This window comes from Arenimonas donghaensis DSM 18148 = HO3-R19, assembly GCF_000743535.1.
Taxonomy (GTDB): Bacteria; Pseudomonadota; Gammaproteobacteria; order Xanthomonadales; family Xanthomonadaceae; genus Arenimonas; species Arenimonas donghaensis.
This window is the reverse complement of record NZ_AVCJ01000012.1, coordinates 82,128-101,915: the sequence shown is the minus strand read 5'-3', so window position 1 is coordinate 101,915 and position 19,788 is coordinate 82,128. Positions and strand designations below refer to the sequence as shown.

At 68.6% G+C, this 19,788-nt stretch carries 18 protein-coding genes; 14 read left to right on the top strand and 4 right to left on the bottom strand.

All coding sequences use genetic code 11. The features are described 5' to 3' along the window. Nucleotides 1–9: 9 nt before the first annotated feature. From nadA to N788_RS06750, 3 genes are all read right to left on the bottom strand, one after another. Nucleotides 10–1,014: a quinolinate synthase NadA gene (gene nadA, locus N788_RS06760; RefSeq protein ID WP_244444097.1), complete on the bottom strand. Its 1,005-nt coding sequence runs from the start codon at nucleotides 1,012–1,014 to the stop codon at nucleotides 10–12. Next, nucleotides 1,011–1,805: a ubiquinone anaerobic biosynthesis accessory factor UbiT gene (gene ubiT / locus N788_RS13885; protein ID WP_152560409.1), complete on the bottom strand. Its 795-nt coding sequence runs from the start codon at nucleotides 1,803–1,805 to the stop codon at nucleotides 1,011–1,013. The genes nadA and ubiT overlap by 4 nt, the downstream gene beginning before the upstream one ends. A 65-nt stretch (nucleotides 1,806–1,870) precedes the next feature. After that, complete coding sequence (locus tag N788_RS06750) at nucleotides 1,871–4,066, bottom strand: TonB-dependent receptor domain-containing protein (RefSeq protein WP_152560408.1); 2,196 nt, start codon at nucleotides 4,064–4,066, stop codon at nucleotides 1,871–1,873. A 206-nt stretch (nucleotides 4,067–4,272) separates the two neighbouring features. Between N788_RS06750 and N788_RS06745 the strand changes: the two genes are divergently transcribed. Beyond that, a complete protein-coding gene (locus N788_RS06745; protein WP_034222770.1) occupies nucleotides 4,273–6,378 on the top strand; it encodes a cytochrome D1 domain-containing protein in 2,106 nt (701 codons plus the stop codon). A gap of 123 nt (nucleotides 6,379–6,501) precedes the next feature. On the opposite strand, the gene N788_RS06740 is transcribed toward N788_RS06745, so the two are convergent. Then, nucleotides 6,502–7,701, bottom strand: coding sequence for an alginate export family protein (locus N788_RS06740; RefSeq protein WP_034222768.1), 1,200 nt, complete (start codon nucleotides 7,699–7,701; stop codon nucleotides 6,502–6,504). A gap of 243 nt (nucleotides 7,702–7,944) precedes the next feature. Here N788_RS06740 and nirK point away from each other — a divergent pair, with 243 nt between their 5' ends. From nirK to N788_RS06680, 13 genes are all read left to right on the top strand, one after another. Next, on the top strand, nucleotides 7,945–9,474 hold the full coding sequence (gene nirK, locus N788_RS06735) for a copper-containing nitrite reductase (protein WP_034222766.1): 1,530 nt from the start codon (nucleotides 7,945–7,947) through the stop codon (nucleotides 9,472–9,474). 2 nt (nucleotides 9,475–9,476) lie between these two features. Further along, nucleotides 9,477–10,259, top strand: coding sequence for a formylglycine-generating enzyme family protein (locus N788_RS06730; RefSeq protein ID WP_034222764.1), 783 nt, complete (start codon nucleotides 9,477–9,479; stop codon nucleotides 10,257–10,259). Beyond that, on the top strand, nucleotides 10,256–10,843 hold the full coding sequence (locus tag N788_RS06725) for an SCO family protein (RefSeq protein ID WP_152560407.1): 588 nt from the start codon (nucleotides 10,256–10,258) through the stop codon (nucleotides 10,841–10,843). Before N788_RS06730 ends, N788_RS06725 begins: the two co-directional genes overlap by 4 nt. 108 nt (nucleotides 10,844–10,951) lie before the next feature. Next, nucleotides 10,952–12,394: a cytochrome-c oxidase, cbb3-type subunit I gene (gene ccoN / locus N788_RS06720; RefSeq protein ID WP_034222762.1), complete on the top strand. Its 1,443-nt coding sequence runs from the start codon at nucleotides 10,952–10,954 to the stop codon at nucleotides 12,392–12,394. A gap of 9 nt (nucleotides 12,395–12,403) precedes the next feature. Further along, nucleotides 12,404–13,009, top strand: coding sequence for a cytochrome-c oxidase, cbb3-type subunit II (ccoO, locus tag N788_RS06715; protein WP_034222759.1), 606 nt, complete (start codon nucleotides 12,404–12,406; stop codon nucleotides 13,007–13,009). Between the two features lies 1 nt (nucleotide 13,010). Further along, the gene (locus N788_RS14350) at nucleotides 13,011–13,154 is read left to right on the top strand and encodes a cbb3-type cytochrome oxidase subunit 3 (RefSeq protein ID WP_084695932.1); all 144 of its coding nucleotides are present in this window, start codon (nucleotides 13,011–13,013) and stop codon (nucleotides 13,152–13,154) included. After that, entirely contained in the window at nucleotides 13,151–14,074 is a 924-nt protein-coding gene (gene ccoP, locus N788_RS06710; RefSeq protein WP_034222756.1) for a cytochrome-c oxidase, cbb3-type subunit III, read from the top strand. The genes N788_RS14350 and ccoP overlap by 4 nt, the downstream gene beginning before the upstream one ends. Then, nucleotides 14,071–14,364, top strand: a complete 294-nt coding sequence (locus N788_RS06705; RefSeq protein ID WP_034222753.1) for a hypothetical protein — start codon at nucleotides 14,071–14,073, stop codon at nucleotides 14,362–14,364. Before ccoP ends, N788_RS06705 begins: the two co-directional genes overlap by 4 nt. Before the next feature lie 3 nt (nucleotides 14,365–14,367). Then, nucleotides 14,368–15,921, top strand: coding sequence for an RdxA/RdxB/FixG family protein (locus tag N788_RS06700; RefSeq protein ID WP_034222750.1), 1,554 nt, complete (start codon nucleotides 14,368–14,370; stop codon nucleotides 15,919–15,921). After that, nucleotides 15,921–16,418: a FixH family protein gene (locus tag N788_RS06695; RefSeq protein ID WP_051924447.1), complete on the top strand. Its 498-nt coding sequence runs from the start codon at nucleotides 15,921–15,923 to the stop codon at nucleotides 16,416–16,418. The genes N788_RS06700 and N788_RS06695 overlap by 1 nt, the downstream gene beginning before the upstream one ends. Beyond that, a complete protein-coding gene (locus N788_RS06690) occupies nucleotides 16,415–18,787 on the top strand; it encodes a heavy metal translocating P-type ATPase (RefSeq protein ID WP_051924446.1) in 2,373 nt (790 codons plus the stop codon). The genes N788_RS06695 and N788_RS06690 overlap by 4 nt, the downstream gene beginning before the upstream one ends. After that, a complete protein-coding gene (gene ccoS, locus N788_RS06685; protein WP_034222748.1) occupies nucleotides 18,784–18,996 on the top strand; it encodes a cbb3-type cytochrome oxidase assembly protein CcoS in 213 nt (70 codons plus the stop codon). The genes N788_RS06690 and ccoS overlap by 4 nt, the downstream gene beginning before the upstream one ends. Beyond that, the gene (locus N788_RS06680; RefSeq protein WP_034222746.1) at nucleotides 18,996–19,709 is read left to right on the top strand and encodes a sulfite exporter TauE/SafE family protein; all 714 of its coding nucleotides are present in this window, start codon (nucleotides 18,996–18,998) and stop codon (nucleotides 19,707–19,709) included. The genes ccoS and N788_RS06680 overlap by 1 nt, the downstream gene beginning before the upstream one ends. Nucleotides 19,710–19,788 lie beyond the last annotated feature (79 nt).

Genomic DNA, 19,788 nt, shown 5'->3' with positions numbered 1-19,788 from the left:
TATTCGTGCTCAGACGCGCTCGTCCCTACCCACCGCCAACATACGTTCAAGCGCACGGCGCGCCCGCGCGGCCACGCGCTCCGGCACCGTGACCTCGGGTGCCATGTCACGCAGGCAGGCGTGGATGTTCTGCAGGGTGATGCGCTTCATGTGCGGGCACAGGTTGCAGGGTTTGATGAACTGCGTCGCCGGGAAACGAAGCCGCAGGTTGTCGGCCATGGAGCACTCGGTGATCAGCGCCACACGCTCGGGCTGTTCACGTTCGAGCCAGGCACCCATGGCGCTGGTTGAACCGACGAAGTCGGCCTCCGCGAGCACCTCGGGCGGACACTCGGGATGCGCGACCAGCCTCGCGTCGAATCGCTTTCGGGCATGGCGGGCTTCGGCCGCGGTAAACGTTTCGTGCACCTCGCAGCGGCCATCCCACAGCACCAGCTGCACGTCCGTCTGGCTCGCGACATGCGAACCGAGGTACCGGTCGGGCAGGAAGATCACTTTGTCCGCCCCCATCGCCTCGACTACCTGGACGGCGTTGGCCGACGTGCAGCAGGCGTCGGATTCGGCCTTCACTTCGGCGCTGGTGTTGACGTAGGTGACCACCGGCGAGCCCGGATGCCGGGCCCGCAGCGCACGCACGTCGGCAGCATTGATTGATTCGGCAAGCGAACATCCCGCCAGCGGATCCGGAATCAGCACCTTCATCCGTGGCGCCAGGATCTTCGCCGTCTCGGCCATGAAGTGCACGCCGCACAGGACCACGATCTCGGCATCGCAGTCGGCCGCGGCCTGCGCCAGTGCGAGCGAGTCGCCGGTGACGTCAGCAACGCCGTGGAATATTTCGGGTGATTGGTAGCTATGTGCCATGAGCACGGCGCCGCGATCGCGCTTGAGCGCCTGGATCGCGTCGATCCAGGGCAGGTGCATGGGGACTTCAACGCAGGGCAGCAGGCGTTCGAGCCTGTCGGCCAGGCCCGCGTATTCGGTCACTAGTTCGTCGCGCCAGACGGGATTCACGCCGCATCGCCCTGCCAGGCTTCACGGGCGGAGCGAGCAGCACGGGCGCCACGGTTCAGCAGGATGCGCACGCCCAGCGGCACCGACTCCCAGGGAAGACGGTCAAGCAGGTTGCGCGCGGTGAGACCGAGCTCGGTGTCGCCGGTGACTTCAAGCCGACGCTGGAAAAACAGCGAGTCGGCGTCTTCCAGGCGGCTGGCGAGCAACAGCAGGTCGGTGGCGCTGCCACGCACGCTGGCCTCGGCCTCGCCTTCGACGACTCGCAAGCGCTCGCCGTCGAGTTCAAGCACCCAGGCCAGGCCCAGGTCGCTGACCTCGATGCCGAGGCGGCGACCCTGCATGAACTCCAGGTCTCCGACGCCGATGGGCTGGGCCAGCAGGCGACCCACGACTCGTTCCATGGCCTGCCGCTGCCAGGGCGCGGGCACCAGGCGAAGCAGCGGCGCCCAGCGACGCGGGGGCGGGAACCAGCGCAGCGGGGATCGGGGGGAGTTTGCGCTCATGGTCTCTCCGGACTCGGGATCCTGCAGGCGGCAGGCATCGGCGATCAAAAGCTCCAACTGGCCCCGCGCCAGCCCGGGCGGCAGCCCCAGGCGGCGCGCCAGCCCTTGTCCGCGGGCCAGGACCTGGTCTTCGCGGGCCGGATCGCGTGCGGGCAGGCCCGCACGGCGTTTGCCGGCGGCCAGCCTGGCCACGAGCCGGCGCCGGCCGGCCACGAGCAGCAACATCGCATCATCGATGCCGTCGACGCCGTGACGCAGCAGGCTGACGGCCAGGGGCAGGTGGGTCATGGCGCGCATTGCAGCGTCCGTCCGGGCACTGCGCCATGACCTCGGTCAACCGCGGGTGATTGAGCCTAGAAATCGACTACCAGGCCCAGGCTCACGCCCCGTGCGGGACGGGAATGGAAGGCGATGTCATCGGCATCGGCCGGCAAGCCCCGCAGCGCCGACCAGTCCCAGGCGGTGCGGTTGGTCAGGTTGAACACCGAAAGGTTCAGCCGTAGCTGCTCTCCCACCGACGCCCAGGCGTGCAGGTCCCAGGTGGAATAGCCCGGCGGCAGGAACAGTGGCCCGGCGCTCTGGTCGGCACGCGAAACCTGTTCCACGCCGGTCAGGCGCAGCTCCGAACCCCAACGCCCATCGACCGACTCGAACCCGGCGCCGAGGCTGGCGCGCGGTGGCGGCACCGAATTGATCGGCAGCGAACGCGAGGTGTCGTCTCCTTGCGCCCATGAGGCCACGGCGTCGAGGTACCAGCCCCGGGCGTGCGCCGACAGCGACTCCAGCCACCAGCGGCCTTCGAGTTCGATGCCCCGGATACGTGCCCGGTCCCGATTGACCGACTGGAACACCAGTTGCCCGCTTGGGTTGCGGCCGAGGTTGGCACGCGATTCGATCAGGTCGCGGTAGCGATTCTCGTACACCGCCACCGTGCCGGCCAGGAATTCACCGTTCCAGCGCAGCCCGAGCTCGAGACCTTCACTGCGCTCGGGCTCAAGCCCGGGATTGGGCAGCGCGATGTAGTTGAAGGTGGGCAGGTTCAGGCCGATGTTGACGTCGCTGAAGGGCGGCGCGCGGAATCCCCGCGTGTATTGCGCGTACAGGCCCAGCGGCCCGCGGTTCCAGCGAAGGCCCAGCTTCGGCGTGACCTGGTCGTTGTCCAGGGACACCGGCACCACCCCGGGATTGTCGTCAGACCACAGCCGGTCGGGGTGCGCGCGCAGGCGGTAGCTTTCCCAACGCAGGCCGGGCACCAACGCCCACTGGCCACCGAAGCGGATTTCGTCCTGCCAGAACAGGCCGATCTCGTCGGCGCGGCTATTGGGGAAATCACGCAGCGGGAATACCTCGCCGATGATGACGTTGCTGCTGGTGCCGGTGGCGAGGTTGGTTTCGATGCCATCGCGGTAGCCGCGGTAGTCGTGCCGCGCCAGGTCGATGCCGAACACCTGCCAGTGCTGTAGTCCGAGCCACTCACCCCGCCATTGCGCGTTGACCTCAAGGCCGGTGCTTTCCTGCCCGAACACGAAGCGGCGCTCGCGGCGCGACAGGAAAGGCGTGGCCCGGTCGGCCAGGCGGAACTGGTCGCTGAACTGGTCGCTACGGCTGTCCTGCCGATAGAGCAGCAGCCGCACCGGGCCCAAGGGACCCACCTGCTGCCATTCGCCACCGAGGCTGGCGCGAAGCCGCTCGTAGCGGTCGTCACCGGTGAGGGCGTAGGTGGTGGCGAACCGGCCAGGGCCGAAGAGCTGCGATTGCACGTCGGTGGTCCGGCGACCTTCGGCACGTTCGACGATGGCGCTCCAGCGACCCATGGCGCCGGCATCCAGGCTCAGCCGGGCCAACGCGCTGTCGTTGCGGAAATCGGCGGGATTGGCGGCGAACGCCGGGTCGTCGGCACTGTTTTTCATCTGTTCGCCCTGGCGGCGGCCCAGCGACACCAGCGCGGACAGGCGCTGGTCGTCGCTGCGCGCGATCATCCGCGCCGACAGCCAGCGCGAATGATCGCGGCTGCCCGCCCCGGCGCGTGCCGTTCCCTGCCACCGGGCTTGCTCGCCAGACCAGGCCGCTTCGGCCGGATCCAGGGTCCAGTAGGCCACCACGCCGGCCAGGGCCTTGCTGCCGTGCAGGGTCGAGGCCGGGCCACGCAAGACCTCGACCCGGTCGACGATGCCCAGTTCGACCAGGTCGCGTCCGGCCAGCGCGAACTGGCCGACGCCGAAGCCATCGGGCAGCGGCACGCCGTCGAGCTCCACGCCGACCCGGTTGCCTTCCAGTCCGCGCACGTTGAATCCCTGGGCTCCGAAACGATTCGCATCCGCGCTGACATCCACGCCCGGCAGCAGTCGCGCCAGGTCTTCGATGCCCTGCACGCCGCGTCGTTCCATGGCCTCGCGATCGATCCGACTGACGGCCCCCACCACCTGTTTCACGGGTTCGGCGCTGCGGCTGCCGACCACCACCACGGCGTCGAGCGTGCGCAGCGTGTCGTCCCCGGTGGAGGGCGACAAGGCCGCCGCCAGGGCGAGCGCGAGAGGGGCGAGGGACATCTTGTTCACCTGTCTGGAGTCGATGACGCACCGTACGACGGCATGGGCGTGCCGGCATTTGACCCCCGTCAAACCGAGCTACGGACGCCGGTGAAAAGATCGAGTCGCTTGATGCAGGTCAGGGGAGATCGGCCGTCCGGGGACCAAGCTTCCCCCGACGGCGGGATACCGCCGAGCAAAGCCAAATCCACCAACGGGGATCCAGCATGAAACGCACTCTCATCAGTACTGCCCTGGCCATCGCGCTCGGCGCCGGGGCCAGCCTGGCGTTCGCGGCCGGCAACGACGTGGTCAACGAACGCGCCCCCAAGACCGAGGACCAGGCCGGCGAAGCCGCCTATCTCGCCAACTGCGCGGCCTGCCACCAGCCCACCGGCACCGGCCTGGCCGGCGCGTTTCCGCCGCTGAAGGATTCCGACTGGATACAGAAGGATCCCCAGGCCGCCCTGCAAGCCGTGCTGGCCGGCCTGAGCGGCAAGATCACCGTCAACGGTAGCGAGTACAACGCCGTGATGCCCGCGATGAGCCACCTGGCCGACGCCGACATCGCCGCGATCCTCAACCACGTCATGGACGAGTTCGACAACGGCGACACCCGCTTCAGCGCCGACCAGGTCGCGGCGGCCCGCAAGAACATCGCCGGCGCCTCCGATCCGGCCCAGGGCGAGGCCCACCCGGGCACCTCGCAGGCCGAGGCGGCTTACAAGGGTGCGCCCTCGACCATGGCCGCGGGCGACGTGAAGATGGTGCGCAGTCCCGGCGCCCCGGACATGACCGAAGCAGAGTTCGCCGAGGCGACCGACATCTTCTTCCAGCGCTGCGCCGGCTGCCACGGCGTGCTGCGCAAGGGCGCCACCGGCAAGCCGCTCACCCCGGACCTGACCCAGGCCAAGGGCACCGACTACCTCAAGGCGCTGATCAACTTCGGTTCCCCGGGCGGCATGCCCAACTTCGGCACCGGCGGCGAGCTCACCACCGACCAGGTGGACCTGATGGCACGCTTCCTCCAGCACACCCCGCCCAACCCACCCGAGTGGGGCATGGCCGAGATGCGCGAGAGCTGGAAGGTACTGGTGCCGGTCGAAGACCGTCCGACCCGCCAGATGAACGACTACAACTTGGAAAACGTCTTCTCGGTGACGCTGCGCGACTCGGGCGAAATCGCCCTGATCGACGGCGACACCAAGCAGATCATCAACATCATCAAGACCGGCTACGCCGTGCACATCTCGCGTGTTTCGCACTCGGGCCGCTACGTCTACACGATCGGCCGCGACGGCAAGATCGACCTGATCGACATGTGGATGGCGCTGCCCGACCGCGTCGCCGAGATCAAGATCGGCCTGGAGGCTCGCTCGGTCGAAACCTCCAAGTACAAGGGCTTCGAGGACAAGCTGGCGATCGCCGGCGCCTACTGGCCGCCGCAATACGTGATCATGGACGGCCCGAGCCTGGAGCCGATGAAGATCGTCTCGACCCGCGGCATGACGGTGGACACCCAGGAATACCACCCGGAACCGCGCGTGGCGGCGATCGTGGGCAGCCACCAGCACCCGGAGTTCATCGTCAACGTGAAGGAAACCGGCAAGATCCTGCTGGTGGACTACAGCGACATCGACAACCTGCGGGTGACCACCCTCGACGCGGCGCGCTTCCTGCACGACGGCGGCTGGGACGTGACCAAGCGCTACTTCCTGACCGCGGCCAACCAGAGCGACAAGATCGCGGTGGTGGACTCCAAGGAACAGCGCATGGTCGGCCTGATCGACGTGGAGAAGATCCCGCACCCGGGACGCGGCGCGAACTTCGTGCATCCCGAATTCGGCCCGGTCTGGGGGACGTCGGCGCTTGGCAACGACAACATCACGCTCATCGGCACCGACCCCGAGGGCCATGCGGAACATGCCTGGAAGGTGGTCGAGGTGCTGCACGGCCAGGGCGGCGGTTCGCTGTTCATCAAGACGCACCCGAAGTCGCGCAACCTTTGGGTGGACACGCCGCTGAACCCTGACGAGTCGGTGGCGCAGTCGGTGGCGGTGTTCGACATCGACAACCTCGACGGTGGCTTCGAGGTGCTGCCGATCGCCGAGTGGGCGAACCTGGGCGAAGGCCCCAAGCGCGTGGTGCAGCCGGAATACAACGCGGCCGGCGACGAAGTCTGGTTCTCGGTCTGGAACGGCAAGGACCAGCGTTCGGCGCTGGTGGTGGTCGACGACAAGACCCGCAAGCTCAAGGCCGTCCTGGACGACGCCCGCCTGATCACCCCGACCGGCAAGTTCAACATCAACAACACGGTCAACGACGTCTACTGACCCACGCACCCCGGAAAGAATAAAGGCCCCGCGATGCGGGGCCTTTTTTCGTGCCCCTGTAGGAGCGCCTTCAGGCGCGAAGCCTGTCGCGCCTGAAGGCGCTCCTACAGGGGCGTGCCGGGCTCAGGGCCAGCTGCGCTCGATCTGCAGCCACACCTTGCGCGTATCGCGGGCGAAGCCCTGGCTGCGGTAGTCGGCCAGTTTGACCAGGCCGGAGAAGCCGCCGGGCAACGGGAAGGACAGCGACGCGTCCCATTCCCGGCCGTAGTCGGCACCGCCAAGGTCCGCGTCGAAGTCGTGCCAGGCCAGCGTCCAGGCCAGCTTGTCCTGCAGGCGCCCGCTGCCGAACTTGCCCGACACCGACGCGTAGCGGTCGTCCAGCCCGTTCACCGGCGTCACCAGGAACTTGTCGGCCCAGCCATTGAAGGCATGCAGCGTCGCCAACGGCGTCTGGAACGCGGTGCTGCCATTGCCGCCCAGTTGCTCCCAGCCCAGCTTCGCGGTCAGGCCCCAGGCCGCGACCGAGGGTTCGACCAGGAAATACCCGGCATCCACGACCCGCGGGTTGCCCGCGTGGTCCCGCTGCTTCGCGTATTCGAGCGTCCAGCCCAGTTTCGCCGACGCCAGGTCGTGGCTTCCGGTCCAGCGAAGGCCCAGCGTGCGTGTCGAGGCCGTGGCCACGTCCTCGTCCTCGAACCAGTAGCCATAGGCCACCACCGTGGCGCCGGAAGCCTGCCAGCTCGCGTTCACCAGGTGTGCGTCGAGCCGCCGCTCGCGGGCCAGCGGATCGCGGGCTTCGTCGCTGAACACGCGATGCACGCGATCGAGCCAGGCGTAGCGCAGCACCAATCCCGGGCGCGGCGCGAAATCCGCAACGACCCCGTCGTAGGTCTGTTCGTTCTGGCGCCAGCCGACGTTGCCGACGAAGCGCTGGTTGTCCAGCAGCAGGCGCTGCCGTCCCAGCGTCGCACCGCCCGCGGCACCCTGCCAGCGCAACCAGGCCTGGTTGACCTCCAGCCCGGCCGGATCGGCCACCACCGGATAGCTGGTTTCGCCGTTGGCGGTGGAGTTGTAGCGGTCATCGGTGCCGATGATGCCCTCGAACTCCAGCCCCGCCGCCAGGCCATGGCCCAGGCCATGGCGGAAGCCCAGTCGCAGGCGCAGGGTGTCGGCACGGGCATCGCGTGCGAAGGCCTGGTCGTCCACCGATTCATGGCGATAGCGCAGGTGGCCGGACCACCCGTCCTCGACGGGCCCGGCGGCGACGGCTGCCGGTAGCCCGGAAACGGCGAGTGCCAGGGAGATGCAGGTCCTGAGGTTCATGCGGGGAGTCCAAGACAGGCCCGGATCGGGTCCTGGCGAGCTTGCACGCCACTGCCGGCGCGGCCATTGAGCCAGGTCAAGCCTTGGCGAATTCTTCTCATCGCTGGCATTCACTTCGGCATGAATTGCGTCCAGACTGGGCCTCATGGGTCTTTCTTGACGTGCATCAACGAACGCCGTGCGAATAGGCAGCAAGCTGTCCGCATCGAATCGCCAGAACGCCACACGACCGGAGACTCCACCATGAAGCGCCCACTGCTCGTCCTGTCCATTGCCGCCGCCCTGGCCCTCGCCGGCTGCCGCGACAATCCCAATTCCGAACTGGACGCCCACGAAGCGGTCGTCGCCAAGCGCGCGGCTGGCTCCGCGGACACGGGCGGTTCACGCAAGGGTGATTTCGGACCGCCTCAGGGCGAAATGATCGAAGCCGTGTTGACCTCGCCGCCCCACGTTCCCCCGCCGACCAACCGCGACTACCCTGCGAAGGTGAAGGTCGAACTGGAGGTCCGCGAGGTCGATCTGGAAATCGCCGAAGGCGTCACCTATACGTTCTGGACATTCGGCGGCACCGTGCCAGGCAGCTTCATCCGGGTGCGCCAGGGCGACACGGTGGAATTCCACCTGCACAACCATCCCGACTCGAAGATGCCCCACAACATCGACCTGCACGGCGTCACCGGTCCGGGTGGCGGCGCAGCGTCGACGTTCACCGCGCCGGGCCATGGCTCGCAGTTCACCTTCAAGGCGCTCAATGCCGGCCTTTACGTCTACCACTGCGCGACGGCGCCGGTGGGCATGCACATCGCCAACGGCATGTACGGCCTTATCCTGGTCGAGCCACCCGAAGGCATGCCGCCGGTGGACAAGGAGTTCTACGTCATGCAGGGCGACTTCTACACAACCACCAAATACCGCGAGAAGGGCCACGCGCCCTTCGACATGCAGCGGGCGATCGACGAGAACGCCACCTACGTGCTGTTCAACGGGTCGGAGAACGCGCTCACCGGCGACAAGGCCATCAAGGCCAACGTCGGCGAGGACGTGCGCCTGTACGTCGGCAATGGCGGCCCGAACCTGGTATCGAGCTTCCACGTGATCGGCGAGATCTTCGACAAGGTCTGGTACGAGGGCGGCACCCGCTACCAGGAAAACGTCCAGACCACCCTGATCCCCGCCGGCGGCGCGATGATCGCCGACTTCCACCTCGAAGTGCCGGGCAGCTACGTGCTGGTCGACCACTCGATCTTCCGCGCCTTCAACAAGGGCGCGCTGGGCATCCTGCAGGTGGATGGTGAAGAGGACAAGAGCATCTATTCGGGCAAGGAAGTCGACCACGTCTACCTGGGCGACAAGGCCGCCAGCATGCAGCCGGTGGCCCAGGCCGCCGCTGCCCAGGCATCGGGCACGCTGACGCTGGAAGACCAGGTGGCCGCTGGCAAGGCGCTGTTTGCCGGCACCTGCTCCACCTGCCACGGCATCGAAGGCGCCGGCATGACGGGCGTATTCCCGCCGTTGGCCAAGTCGGACTGGATGACGCGTTCGCATGATGAACTCGCAGCCATCGTGCTCAACGGCCTGTCCGGTCCGGTCAAGGTCAATGGCGAGGACTACAACTCCGTGATGCCGCCGATGAGCCAGCTCACCGACGACGAGGTGGCCAACATCCTCACTTACGCGCTCAATAGCTGGGGCAACCCCGGTGGCAAGGTCAGCAAGGAGGACGTAGCCAAGGTGCGCGCCAATACGGAGCGCGGCGAAGGCGCGGCGCACTGAGCATGAAACAGGCCGCCTGCCTCCTGTTGCTGGCCCTGCTTCCCCTGCCCGGCCTCGCTGCCGGGCAGGACTGGGCCCGGCTGCCGGGCGGCGAATTCAGGTCGGTGCTGCGTTACGAGGACACGGGGGGCTTGGTGAAGGTCGCACCCTTCGAACTGCAGCGACGGCCGGTCACCAATGCTCAGTTCCTGGACTTTGTGCGGCGTCATGCCGACTGGCGCCGCGGCCAGGCCCCGGCGCTGTTCGCCGAACAGCGCTACCTGCAGCACTGGGCCGGTCCCACAGAGCTCGGCAACGCTGGCCCGCAGCAGCCGGTGGTGCAAGTCAGCTGGTTCGCTGCCCAGGCCTATTGCGAAGCCCAGGGGGCGCGGCTGCCGACCTGGGCCGAGTGGGAGTTCGCGGCGGCGGCCGACGAAACACGCGCCGACGCCCGCAAGGACCCCGCCTGGCGCGAACGCATCCTCGCCTGGTACTCCCGGCCATCGAACCAGGCCCTGGCCGACGTCGGCCAGGGCCCGACCGACATCTACGGCGTACAGGACCTGCATGGCCTGGTCTGGGAATGGGTGGACGATTACGCCGCGATGCTGGTCTCGCCCGACAACCGTGAACAGGGCGACCCGGACAAACTGCAGTTCTGCGGCGCCGGCGCCCTGTCCATGGACGACCGCGAGAACTACGCGGTGCTGATGCGGGTGGCCATGCTGTCGGCCCTGCAGGCGCAGGACACCACCGGCAACCTGGGCTTCCGCTGCGCCCGCGACCTGACTGGAGACACGCCATGAGCCTGCGCACCCTCATCTTCGGCCTGGTGCTGGCGCTGTCGGCCGGCCCGCTGCCTGCCGCTTCCGATGCCACGGTTCCCGGCGATTCGATCTATCGCCTGGCCGATGCCTACACCAACCAGGACGGCAGGGACTTCCAGCTTGCCGATGGCCGCGGCCGGGTGCGGCTGGTGGCGATGTTCTACACCTCCTGCCGCTATGTCTGCCCGCTGATCATCGACAGCGCCAAGGGCGTCGAGCATGCGCTGTCGCCGGCTGAACGCGAGCGCCTGCAGGTGCTGCTGGTCAGCCTCGACCCCGCCCGCGACGACCCGGCGGCCCTGAAGTCGGTTTTCGACAAGCGCCGCCTGCCAGGGGACCGCTGGACCCTGGCCCGCACCGAAGCGGGCGGTGTCCGCCGCCTGGCCGCCGTGCTGGGCATCCGCTACCGGCCCCTGGCCGACGGCGAGTTCAACCACACCTCGGCCCTGGTGCTGCTCGATGCCGAGGGTCGCGTCCTGGCGCGCACGGAAACCCTGGGCAGCGTGACGGATCCGGCCTTCCTGGCCGCCGTGAAGGCGGCGCTGGCGGCACCCGCCTCCTGAGCCCGTCTCCCGGGACAGCCATGGCCCGGAAAAATGCGCCTTGACCAAGGTCAATCCGGCGCCCTGCCGGGTTGGGGATAATGGCGCGAAGAAGACGGGGAAGCTCCGATGACGCTGGACAACAAGGTGGATACCTACAACGACAAGGTCGTGCTGCAGTTCGCGGTGATGACCGTGGTCTGGGGCGTGGTCGGCATGCTGGTGGGGGTGATCATCGCCGCCCAGCTGTACTGGCCGGCGCTGAACTTCGACCTGCCCTGGTTCAGCTTCGGCCGCCTGCGGCCGCTGCACACCAACGCGGTCATCTTCGCGTTCGGCGGATGCGCCCTGTTCGCGACCAGCCTGTACGTGGTGCAGCGAACCAGCCACGTCCGGCTGCTTTCGGACAAGCTCGCCGCCTTCGTCTTCTGGGGCTGGCAACTGGTCATCGTGGCCGCGGCCGTCACCCTGCCGCTGGGCTATACCCAGGGCAAGGAGTACGCGGAGCTCGCCTGGCCCATCGACGTCCTGATCACCCTGGTCTGGGTGGCCTACGGCTACATCTTCTTCGGCACGCTGGCCAAGCGCCGGGTCCGGCACATCTTCGTGGCGAACTGGTTCTACGGCGCCTACATCATCGCCGTGGCCCTGCTGCACATCGTCAATTCGCTGGCCATGCCCGCCGGGCTCTGGCACAGCTACCCGGTCTATTCCGGCGCCGTCGACGCGATGGTGCAGTGGTGGTACGGCCACAACGCGGTCGGCTTCTTCCTGACCGCCGGCTTCCTGGGCATGATGTATTACTTCGTGCCGCGCCAGGCCAACCGCCCGATCTACAGCTACCGGCTGTCGATCGTGCACTTCTGGGCGCTGATCGCCATCTACATGTGGGCCGGCCCGCATCATCTCCATTACACCGCCCTGCCCGACTGGGTGCAGTCGGTCGGCATGGTGTTCTCGCTGATCCTGCTGGCGCCCAGCTGGGGCGGCGCGATCAACGGCATCATGACGCTCTCGGGCGCCTGGCATAAGCTGCGCACCGATCCGATCATCAAGTTCCTCGTCGTCGCCATCTCGTTCTACATGATGAGCACCTTCGAGGGCCCGATGATGTCGATCAAGACCGTCAACGCGCTCAGCCACTACACCGACTGGACCATCGGCCACGTGCATTCGGGCGCGCTCGGCTGGGTGGCGATGATCTCCATCGGCTCGATCTACATGCTGATCCCGCGCTGCCTGGGCCTGAAGGAAATGGCCAGCATCCGCATGATCGACCAGCACTTCTGGGTGCACACCATCGGCGTGGTGCTCTACACCGTGTCGATGTGGATCGCCGGCATCTACCAGGGTCTGATGGCGCGCGCCGCGAACAGCGACGGCACGCTCACCTACGCCTTTGCCGAGATCGTCGAATTCAACTACCCCTACTACCTGGTGCGCCTGCTTGGCGGCCTGCTGGTGATCGCCGGCATGGTGCTGATGAGCGTGAACACCGTGCGCACCTTCCGCCTGGCCAAGGGCCGGGTCGAGTCGCCCGTGCTTCCGCCCGCCGCCCAGTCGCACGCCTGAGGACCCGACATGAGCCACGAGAAGATCGAAACCAATGTCGGCTGGATGGCGATCCTGATCGCCATCGTCATCAGCTTCGGCGGCCTCGCCGAGATCGTGCCGCTGATGTACCAGGCCGAGACGGTCAAGCCGATGCCGGGGATGAAACCCTACCCGGCGCTGGAACTGGCCGGCCGCGACATCTACGTGCGCGAGGGCTGCTACAACTGCCACTCGCAGATGATCCGCACCCTGCGCCACGAAACCGAGCGCTACGGCCATTATTCGATGGCGGGCGAATCGGTCTACGACCGTCCCTTCCAGTGGGGAAGCAAGCGCACCGGCCCGGACCTGGCGCGCGTCGGCGGCCGGTATTCCGACGACTGGCACCGGGTGCACCTGATCAACCCACGCGACGTTGTACCGGTCTCGAACATGCCGGGATATCCCTGGCTGGCCGAGACCGCGGTCGACCCCGGCGCGGTGACCCGCAACATGCGCGCCCTGCAAACGCTCGGCGACCCCTACACCGCCGAAGACATCGACGGTGCCGCGGCTGCGGTGGCGGGCAAGTCCGAGATGGACGCGCTGATCGCCTACCTGCAGGGCCTCGGCAAGCACGCGCCGGTGAACTGACATGGTCGCCGGCATTTCCACCGTCGTGCTGCTCATCCTGTTCCTGGTCGGCGTCGCCTGGGCCTACAGCCGCAAGCGCAAGCCCGAGTTCGACGCCGCCGCCAGACAGCCCCTGGAAGAAGACCAGAGCGAGAACACCCCATGACTACCGGCTGGTCCCTGTTCGTCATTTTCCTCGTTGCCCTGAACATCGCCGGCTGCGCCTGGCTGCTGTGGTGGACGTCCAAGCGCCGCGGCGACGAAGCCCGCAACAACGCCGAAACCACCGGCCATGTCTGGGATGGCGACCTCACCGAATACAACAAGCCGCTGCCGCGCTGGTGGATCATCCTGTTCTGGCTGACCATCGTCTTCTCGATCGGCTACCTGGCCTGGTATCCCGGCATGGGCAATTTCGCCGGCACCTCGGGCTGGACCTCGGCCAAGGAGCACGACGCCGACAAATCCGAGGCCGACGCCCGCCTGGCCGACGCCTTCGGACGCTTCGACGCGATGCCCATCGATGACATCGCCCGGCACGACGACGCGCTCGCCTTCGGCGCACGCCTGTTCCAGAACCACTGCGCCCAGTGCCACGGTTCCGACGCCCGCGGCGCCAAGGGCTTCCCGAACCTCACCGACGGCGACTGGCTCTGGGGCGGCTCGCCCGACCAGATCCTGGCTTCGATCGTCCAGGGCCGCCAGGCGGCGATGCCCCCGCTGGCCGCGGCCATCGGCGGTGACGTCGGCGTCACCGAAGTCGCGACCTACGTGCAGAGCCTGGCCGGCATCAAGGCCGACCCGGCCCTGGCCGAAGCCGGCAAGGCGAAGTTCGCCGGCGTCTGCGCGGCCTGCCACGGCGTCGACGGCAAGGGCAATGCGATCCTCGGCGCGCCCAACCTGACCGACGACACCTGGCTGTACGGCGGCGATTTCGCCACCATCAGCGAAGGCATCCGCAATGGCCGTAACGGCATGATGCCGGCGCATGGACCGATCATCGGCGACACCCGCAGCCGCCTGGTCGGCGCCTACGTCTGGTCGATTTCGCACCGCGACGCCGACGAGCCGCCCGACGCACCATGAGCCCGCCCGTCGAACGCTTCGACCACCCGCCCCGCCCGCTCGCACAGCGGCTCGGGGCGATCCTTTGGCCAAGCTTCTTCGCCGCCGGCGTGGCGACGATGGTGTTCTTCGCCGTCGTTGACCCGCTGACCCTGCGCGACATGACCTTCCCGGACATCGACATCAGCCGCGGCCTGGGTTACACGATCGGTTTCTTCATGTTCTGGGCCTGCACCGCGGCCAGCAGCCTGTTCACCTGGATCCTGCTGCGGCCGGCAAGCCGGTTCAACAAGCCACTGGCGAAGGACTGAGCCGTGGCCCGCAAGATCCCCAGCGAGCTCGTCGAAGACGTTTCCCTGTACGTCTCCGAGAAAAAGATCTACCCCCGCGAACAGGACGGCTTCACCCAGCGGCTGCGCAAGGCCGCGGTGCTCTGGCTGCTGGGCATGTACTACGGCGTCGCCTGGCTGCAGTGGGACGATCGCCAGGCCGTGCTCTGGGACCTGCCGGCGCGCAAGTTCTACGTGTTCGGGCTGGTGTTCTGGCCGCAGGACTTCCTGTACCTGGCCCTGCTGCTGATCATGGCCGGCCTGTCGCTGTTCTTCTTCACGGCCGTCGCCGGCCGGCTCTGGTGTGGCTACGCCTGCCCGCAGACGGTGTGGACCGAAGTCTTCATCTGGATGGAGCGCTGGACCGAAGGCGACCGCAACAAGCGCATGAAGCTCGACAACGGGCCCTGGTCCCGCGAGAAGGCCCTTCGCAAAGGCAGCAAACACATCCTGTGGCTGGTCTTCGCGCTGTGGACCGGCTTCACCTTCGTCGGTTACTTCACGCCCATCCGCGACCTCGGCCTGCGCCTCTACCCCTTCGAATGGGGTGGCTGGGAGATCTTCTGGGTGCTGTTCTATTCGCTGGCCACCTGGGGCAATGCCGGCGTCCTGCGCGAACAGGTGTGCAAGTACATGTGTCCCTACGCCCGCTTCCAGGGCGCGATGTTCGACCGCAACACCCTGATCATCGCCTACGACCCGCTGCGCGGCGAACCCCGCGGTCCGCGCAAGAAGGGCAAGCTGGCTTCCGTGCTCGAACGCGCCCGTGGCCTGCTACCGCTCGACGTCGCCACCAGCGCCGTCGTGCATGCCGCCCAGCACCGCAGCGCCGCCGACCTGCAGCTCGGCGCCCGCGCCACCACCGGCCTGGTGGTCGATGAACAGCACGGCCTGCCGCCGCCTCCGCAAGTGACTTCATCCGAGGACCTGGGCGACTGCATCGACTGCACCATCTGCGTGCAGGTCTGCCCGACCGGCATCGACATCCGCAATGGCCTGCAATACGAGTGCATCGCCTGCGGCGCCTGCGTGGACGCCTGCGACATGGTGATGGACAAGATGGGCTATCCCCATGGGCTCATCCGCTATACCTCGCAGAACGCGGTCGAGGGCAAGCACGTGCGGGTGTTGCGCCCGCGCATCCTTATTTACGGTGGCCTGCTGGTGGCGCTGGCGATCGGCTTCGCGGTTGGCATCGCGCAGCGCAGTCCGCTGATCGTGGACGTCCTGCGCGACCGAAACGCCTTGTACCGCACCGCGGCGGACGGCAGTATCGAGAACGCCTACACCGTGCGCATCGTCAACAAGGACATCGTGCCGCGCCAGTTCACCATCCGTATCGAGGGGCCGGAAGGCATCACCCTGGCCGAGTCCGGCGCAGTGCACATGGCGGCCGCCGAAGAAGTGCTGACCGTGCCGGTGACCCTTCGCGCCCCGGCCGGCCTGGCCAGGGGCCGGGTCGACCTCAACCTCATCGTCGAGTCGGATGCCGAAGGCGTCAGCGAGACCGAGGAAACCCGCTTCTTCGGGCCTTTTTGATGAGCACTGAATCCACGTCCGGCTTTCGCCGCAACCCCGTGCTCTGGCTGGTGCTGGCCATTCCACTGGCGACCATCCTGGCCGGCATCTGGACGCTGATCGTGGTGTCCGGCGAGAGCGCCGTTGACGCCGACCCCGATCCGGTGCGGCGCACCGCCCAGGTCCAGGTGGCCTCGATCGACGCCGATGCCGAAGCCGCCCGCCGCGGGCTGACGGCGACCCTGCGCCTGGACGAAGGCAGCGCCCTGCTCAGGCTGGACCAGGCCACCGGCCCGCAGGCACCGGCACTGCAGCTGGTGCATCCGCTGGAATCCACCCTGGACCGGCAGCTGCAGCTCCTGCCCGACCGGGACGGTTGGCGCACCAACGGCCCGGTGGCCGGCAGCCACGTCTGGCAGCTGCGCCTGATCGCAGCGGACGGCAGCTGGCGCCTGGTCGGGCGCTACCATCCCGGCGACGCCGAGGTCGAGCTGGCGCCCGCGCTTGCGGCGCCGTGACCGCACGCCCGATACCCGGCTGTTTCCACTGCGGCGAACCCCTGCCTGCTGATCCCGTGCACGTGCAGGTGGACGGCGCACGGCAGCAGGTCTGCTGCACGGGCTGCGGCGCCGCCGCCAACTGGATCCGCGACGCCGGCCTGGCCGACTACTACCGCCTGCGCGATTCCGCCGGGGGCCGCGTCGCGCTGGCGACCACGGACTACAGCGCCTGGGACCGCGCCGATGTCCAGGCCGACCACGCCATCGAAACCCCGCAAGGCCGCGAAATCACCGTCGTCTGCGAAGGCATGCACTGCGCCGCCTGCGCCTGGCTCATCGACCACGCCCTGCGCCGCGAACCAGGCGTGAGCGATGCCGGCGCCAATGCCGTGACGGGCCGGGTGCGCATCGCCTGGGACCCGGAGCGCACGCCGCTTTCGCAGGTGCTGGCCCGCCTGGCCGCGCTCGGCTACCGCCCGCACCTGGCCCAGGGCGAAGCCGCGGAACGCGAGCGCCGGCGCGAACGCAACCGCATGATCGCCCGCCTGGGCGTGGCGGCCCTGGGCGCCACGCAGGCGATGATGTTCGCCGAGGCGCTGTACCTGGACACGGCCAACGAAATGGCGCCGGCCACCCGCGACTTCTTCCGCTGGATCACTTTCCTGGTCTCGACGCCGGTGGTGTTTTTCTCCGGCTGGCCTTTCATCGCCGGCATGGCGACCGAACTGCGCGAGCGCCGGCCGGGCATGGACACCCTGGTGGCGAGCTCGGTGCTGCTGGCCTATTTCGCCAGCCTGGTGGAAACCCTGCGCGGCGGCGCCCACGTCTGGTTCGACGCCGCGGTGATGTTCGTGCTCTTCCTGCTGGCCGCGCGCTTCCTGGAACGCATGGCGCGGCGCCAGGCCAGTGCGCGCCTGGACACCCTGGCGCGTGCGCAGCCGGCGCTGGCCTGGCGCGAGACGGCCGGCGGCCGCGAACAGGTGCCGGTGTCCGCATTGTCCGCCGGCGACGTGGTGCAGGTGGCCGCCGGCGACACCGTGCCCGCCGATGGCGAGCTGATCGGGGACGCCGCCGCGCTGGACGAATCACTGCTGACCGGCGAGGCCACCGCGGTGGACAAGCAGGCCGGCGACGCGCTCTATGCCGGCAGCACATGCCGCGAAGCGCCGCTGCGCCTGCGGGTGCAGCGCACCGGCTCCGACACCCGGCTCTCCCAGCTGGTGCGGGCCGTGGACCGCGCCCAGGCCTCGCGACCGCGCGTCGCCCATTTCGCCGACGCGGTGGCGAGGCGTTTCGTCGTCTCGTTGTTCGTCGTGGCCGGCCTGGTGTTCTGGGCCTGGTGGCAGGTGCAGCCCGAACGCGCCTTCGAAATCGCGCTGGCCGTGCTGGTGGTCAGCTGCCCCTGCGCGCTGTCGCTGGCGGTGCCGACGGCCCTGGCCACCGCGCATGGCACGCTGGCCCGCTGGGGCGTGCTCGCGCTCGGCGCCGATGCCCTGGAAAACCTGGCCCGGGCCGACGTCGTGGTGTTGGACAAGACCGGCACGCTGACCCTTGGCCAACCGCGCCTGCTGCATGCCGAGGCTATCGAAGGCGACATCGGCCAATGGCGCCGCATCGCCGCGGCGCTGGAATGCAATGCCGGCCACCCGCTGGCGCTGGCCTTCGCCCTGCCCGATGGCCCGGTCGCGACGGCGGTGCGCACCGTGCCGGGCCAGGGCGTCCAGGGCGAGGTGGACGGACGCGCCTATCGCCTTGGCCGCGCCGACTATGCCGCAGGCCGGGCCGACGACGGCGCGCTTTGGCTGGGCGACGGCGCCCGCGCCCTTGCCCGCTTCGAGACCACCGATCCGGTGCGTCCGGAGGCCGGCGAAGCCGTGGCGGCGCTGCGCGAACTCGGGCTGCAGCCCCGGCTGGTCAGCGGCGATGGCGCGACCCGCGTCGCCGCCGTGGCCGACCAGCTTGGCATCACCGACGTCGCGTCCCGGCAATCGCCGGAAGACAAACTGGCGATCGTGCGAGCGCTGCAGGCGAACGGTCACCGCGTACTGGCGGTCGGCGACGGCCTCAACGACGCGCCGGTGCTGGCCGGTGCCGATGTGTCCGTGGCGATGGCCGGCGGCGCGCCGCTCGCGCATCGTTCCGCCGACCTCGTGCTCGCGGGGCCGTCGCTGCTGCGGCTGCCGCAGTCGGTGCGGCTGGCGCGCCGCACGCGCCGGATCATCGGCCAGAACCTGGCCTGGGCCCTGGCCTACAATGTCGTCGCCCTGCCCTTCGCGGCCCTGGGCTGGGTCAGCCCCGGGCTGGCGGCGCTGGGCATGGCCGCCTCCTCGCTGATCGTCACCGCCAACGCCCTGCGCCTGGGGCGCCCGCACGGGGAACTTGCTTGAACATCCTGCTCGCCCTGATCCCGGTGTCCCTGCTGCTGCTCGCCGGCGCGATCTGGGCGTTCCTGTGGGCGGTGCGCCGCGGCCAGTTCGACGACCTCGACACCCCAGCCCTGGACATGCTGCGCGACGACGATCGCCCCGCCCCGCCCCCCGACGCAGGCAACACGCGCGAGCGGTCCCCGCCTCAAGACCCGCGCGACGCCGACTGATGCCGGTCGACCTGCTCGTACTGGGCGCCGCGCTGCTCACCGGCCTGCTCGGCGGCGTGCACTGCATCGCCATGTGCGGTGGCATCGCGACGGGCCTGGCCGCCACCGCGCCCAAACCCGGCCTGGGCACCGCTTTCGCGCTCAACGGCGGCCGCGTGCTGGGCTACACCCTGGCTGGCGCGCTGGTCGGCGCCTTCGGCGGTGGCCTGCTGCTGCTCGCACGCTCCGAGGCCCTGGCCACCGGCCTGCGCATGGCCATGGGCGGCGTGCTCATCCTGGTCGCGATCCGGCTGCTCTGGCCGCGCAAGCTGGGCTTTCTCTCGCGCGGCGGCGCCTGGTTCTGGCGTTTCCTGAAGCCGCTGCAATCACGCCTGCCGACACACGGCCCCTGGCGCCCTTGGGCCCAGGGCCTGCTGTGGGGCTGGCTGCCCTGCGGCCTGTCGAGCACCGTGCTGGTCGCCGCCTGGCTCGAGGCCAGCGCCCTGCACGGCGCGCTGGTGATGGCCAGCTTCGGCCTGGGCACGATGGCGACCATGGTGCCCATCACCTGGAGCGGCGCGCGCCTGGGCCAACTGCTGGCCAGGCGCGCCTGGCGCTACGGCGCAGCGGCCTTCATCGCATCGGCCGGCATCGTCACGTTGGCCGCGCCCTGGCTTGCCGGCCAGCCGGCGATCCATGCGGTGCTCGAAGCACTGGGATGCCGATCGATCTGAAGCTGCTGGTGCGCGACGTCCGCATTCGGCCAGGAGCGGACATTCTCGTCTGGCCGTCCAACTTGCGCCCATTGGTTAA

What these genes read in the sequence shown, in the direction of transcription:
- N788_RS06725 (WP_152560407.1), top strand. Translation starts at nt 10,256, where the DNA reads ATGAGCCTGCGCACCCTCATCTTCGGCCTGGTGCTGGCGCTGTCGGCC.
- ccoP (WP_034222756.1), top strand. Translation starts at nt 13,151, where the DNA reads ATGACTACCGGCTGGTCCCTGTTCGTCATTTTCCTCGTTGCCCTGAAC.
- nirK (WP_034222766.1), top strand. Translation starts at nt 7,945, where the DNA reads ATGAAGCGCCCACTGCTCGTCCTGTCCATTGCCGCCGCCCTGGCCCTC.
- N788_RS06695 (WP_051924447.1), top strand. Translation starts at nt 15,921, where the DNA reads ATGAGCACTGAATCCACGTCCGGCTTTCGCCGCAACCCCGTGCTCTGG.
- ccoN (WP_034222762.1), top strand. Translation starts at nt 10,952, where the DNA reads ATGACGCTGGACAACAAGGTGGATACCTACAACGACAAGGTCGTGCTG.
- N788_RS06750 (WP_152560408.1), bottom strand. Translation starts at nt 4,066, where the DNA reads ATGTCCCTCGCCCCTCTCGCGCTCGCCCTGGCGGCGGCCTTGTCGCCC.
- ubiT (WP_152560409.1), bottom strand. Translation starts at nt 1,805, where the DNA reads ATGACCCACCTGCCCCTGGCCGTCAGCCTGCTGCGTCACGGCGTCGAC.
- N788_RS06680 (WP_034222746.1), top strand. Translation starts at nt 18,996, where the DNA reads ATGCCGGTCGACCTGCTCGTACTGGGCGCCGCGCTGCTCACCGGCCTG.
- N788_RS06745 (WP_034222770.1), top strand. Translation starts at nt 4,273, where the DNA reads ATGAAACGCACTCTCATCAGTACTGCCCTGGCCATCGCGCTCGGCGCC.
- N788_RS06740 (WP_034222768.1), bottom strand. Translation starts at nt 7,701, where the DNA reads ATGAACCTCAGGACCTGCATCTCCCTGGCACTCGCCGTTTCCGGGCTA.
- ccoO (WP_034222759.1), top strand. Translation starts at nt 12,404, where the DNA reads ATGAGCCACGAGAAGATCGAAACCAATGTCGGCTGGATGGCGATCCTG.
- N788_RS14350 (WP_084695932.1), top strand. Translation starts at nt 13,011, where the DNA reads ATGGTCGCCGGCATTTCCACCGTCGTGCTGCTCATCCTGTTCCTGGTC.
- N788_RS06705 (WP_034222753.1), top strand. Translation starts at nt 14,071, where the DNA reads ATGAGCCCGCCCGTCGAACGCTTCGACCACCCGCCCCGCCCGCTCGCA.
- N788_RS06730 (WP_034222764.1), top strand. Translation starts at nt 9,477, where the DNA reads ATGAAACAGGCCGCCTGCCTCCTGTTGCTGGCCCTGCTTCCCCTGCCC.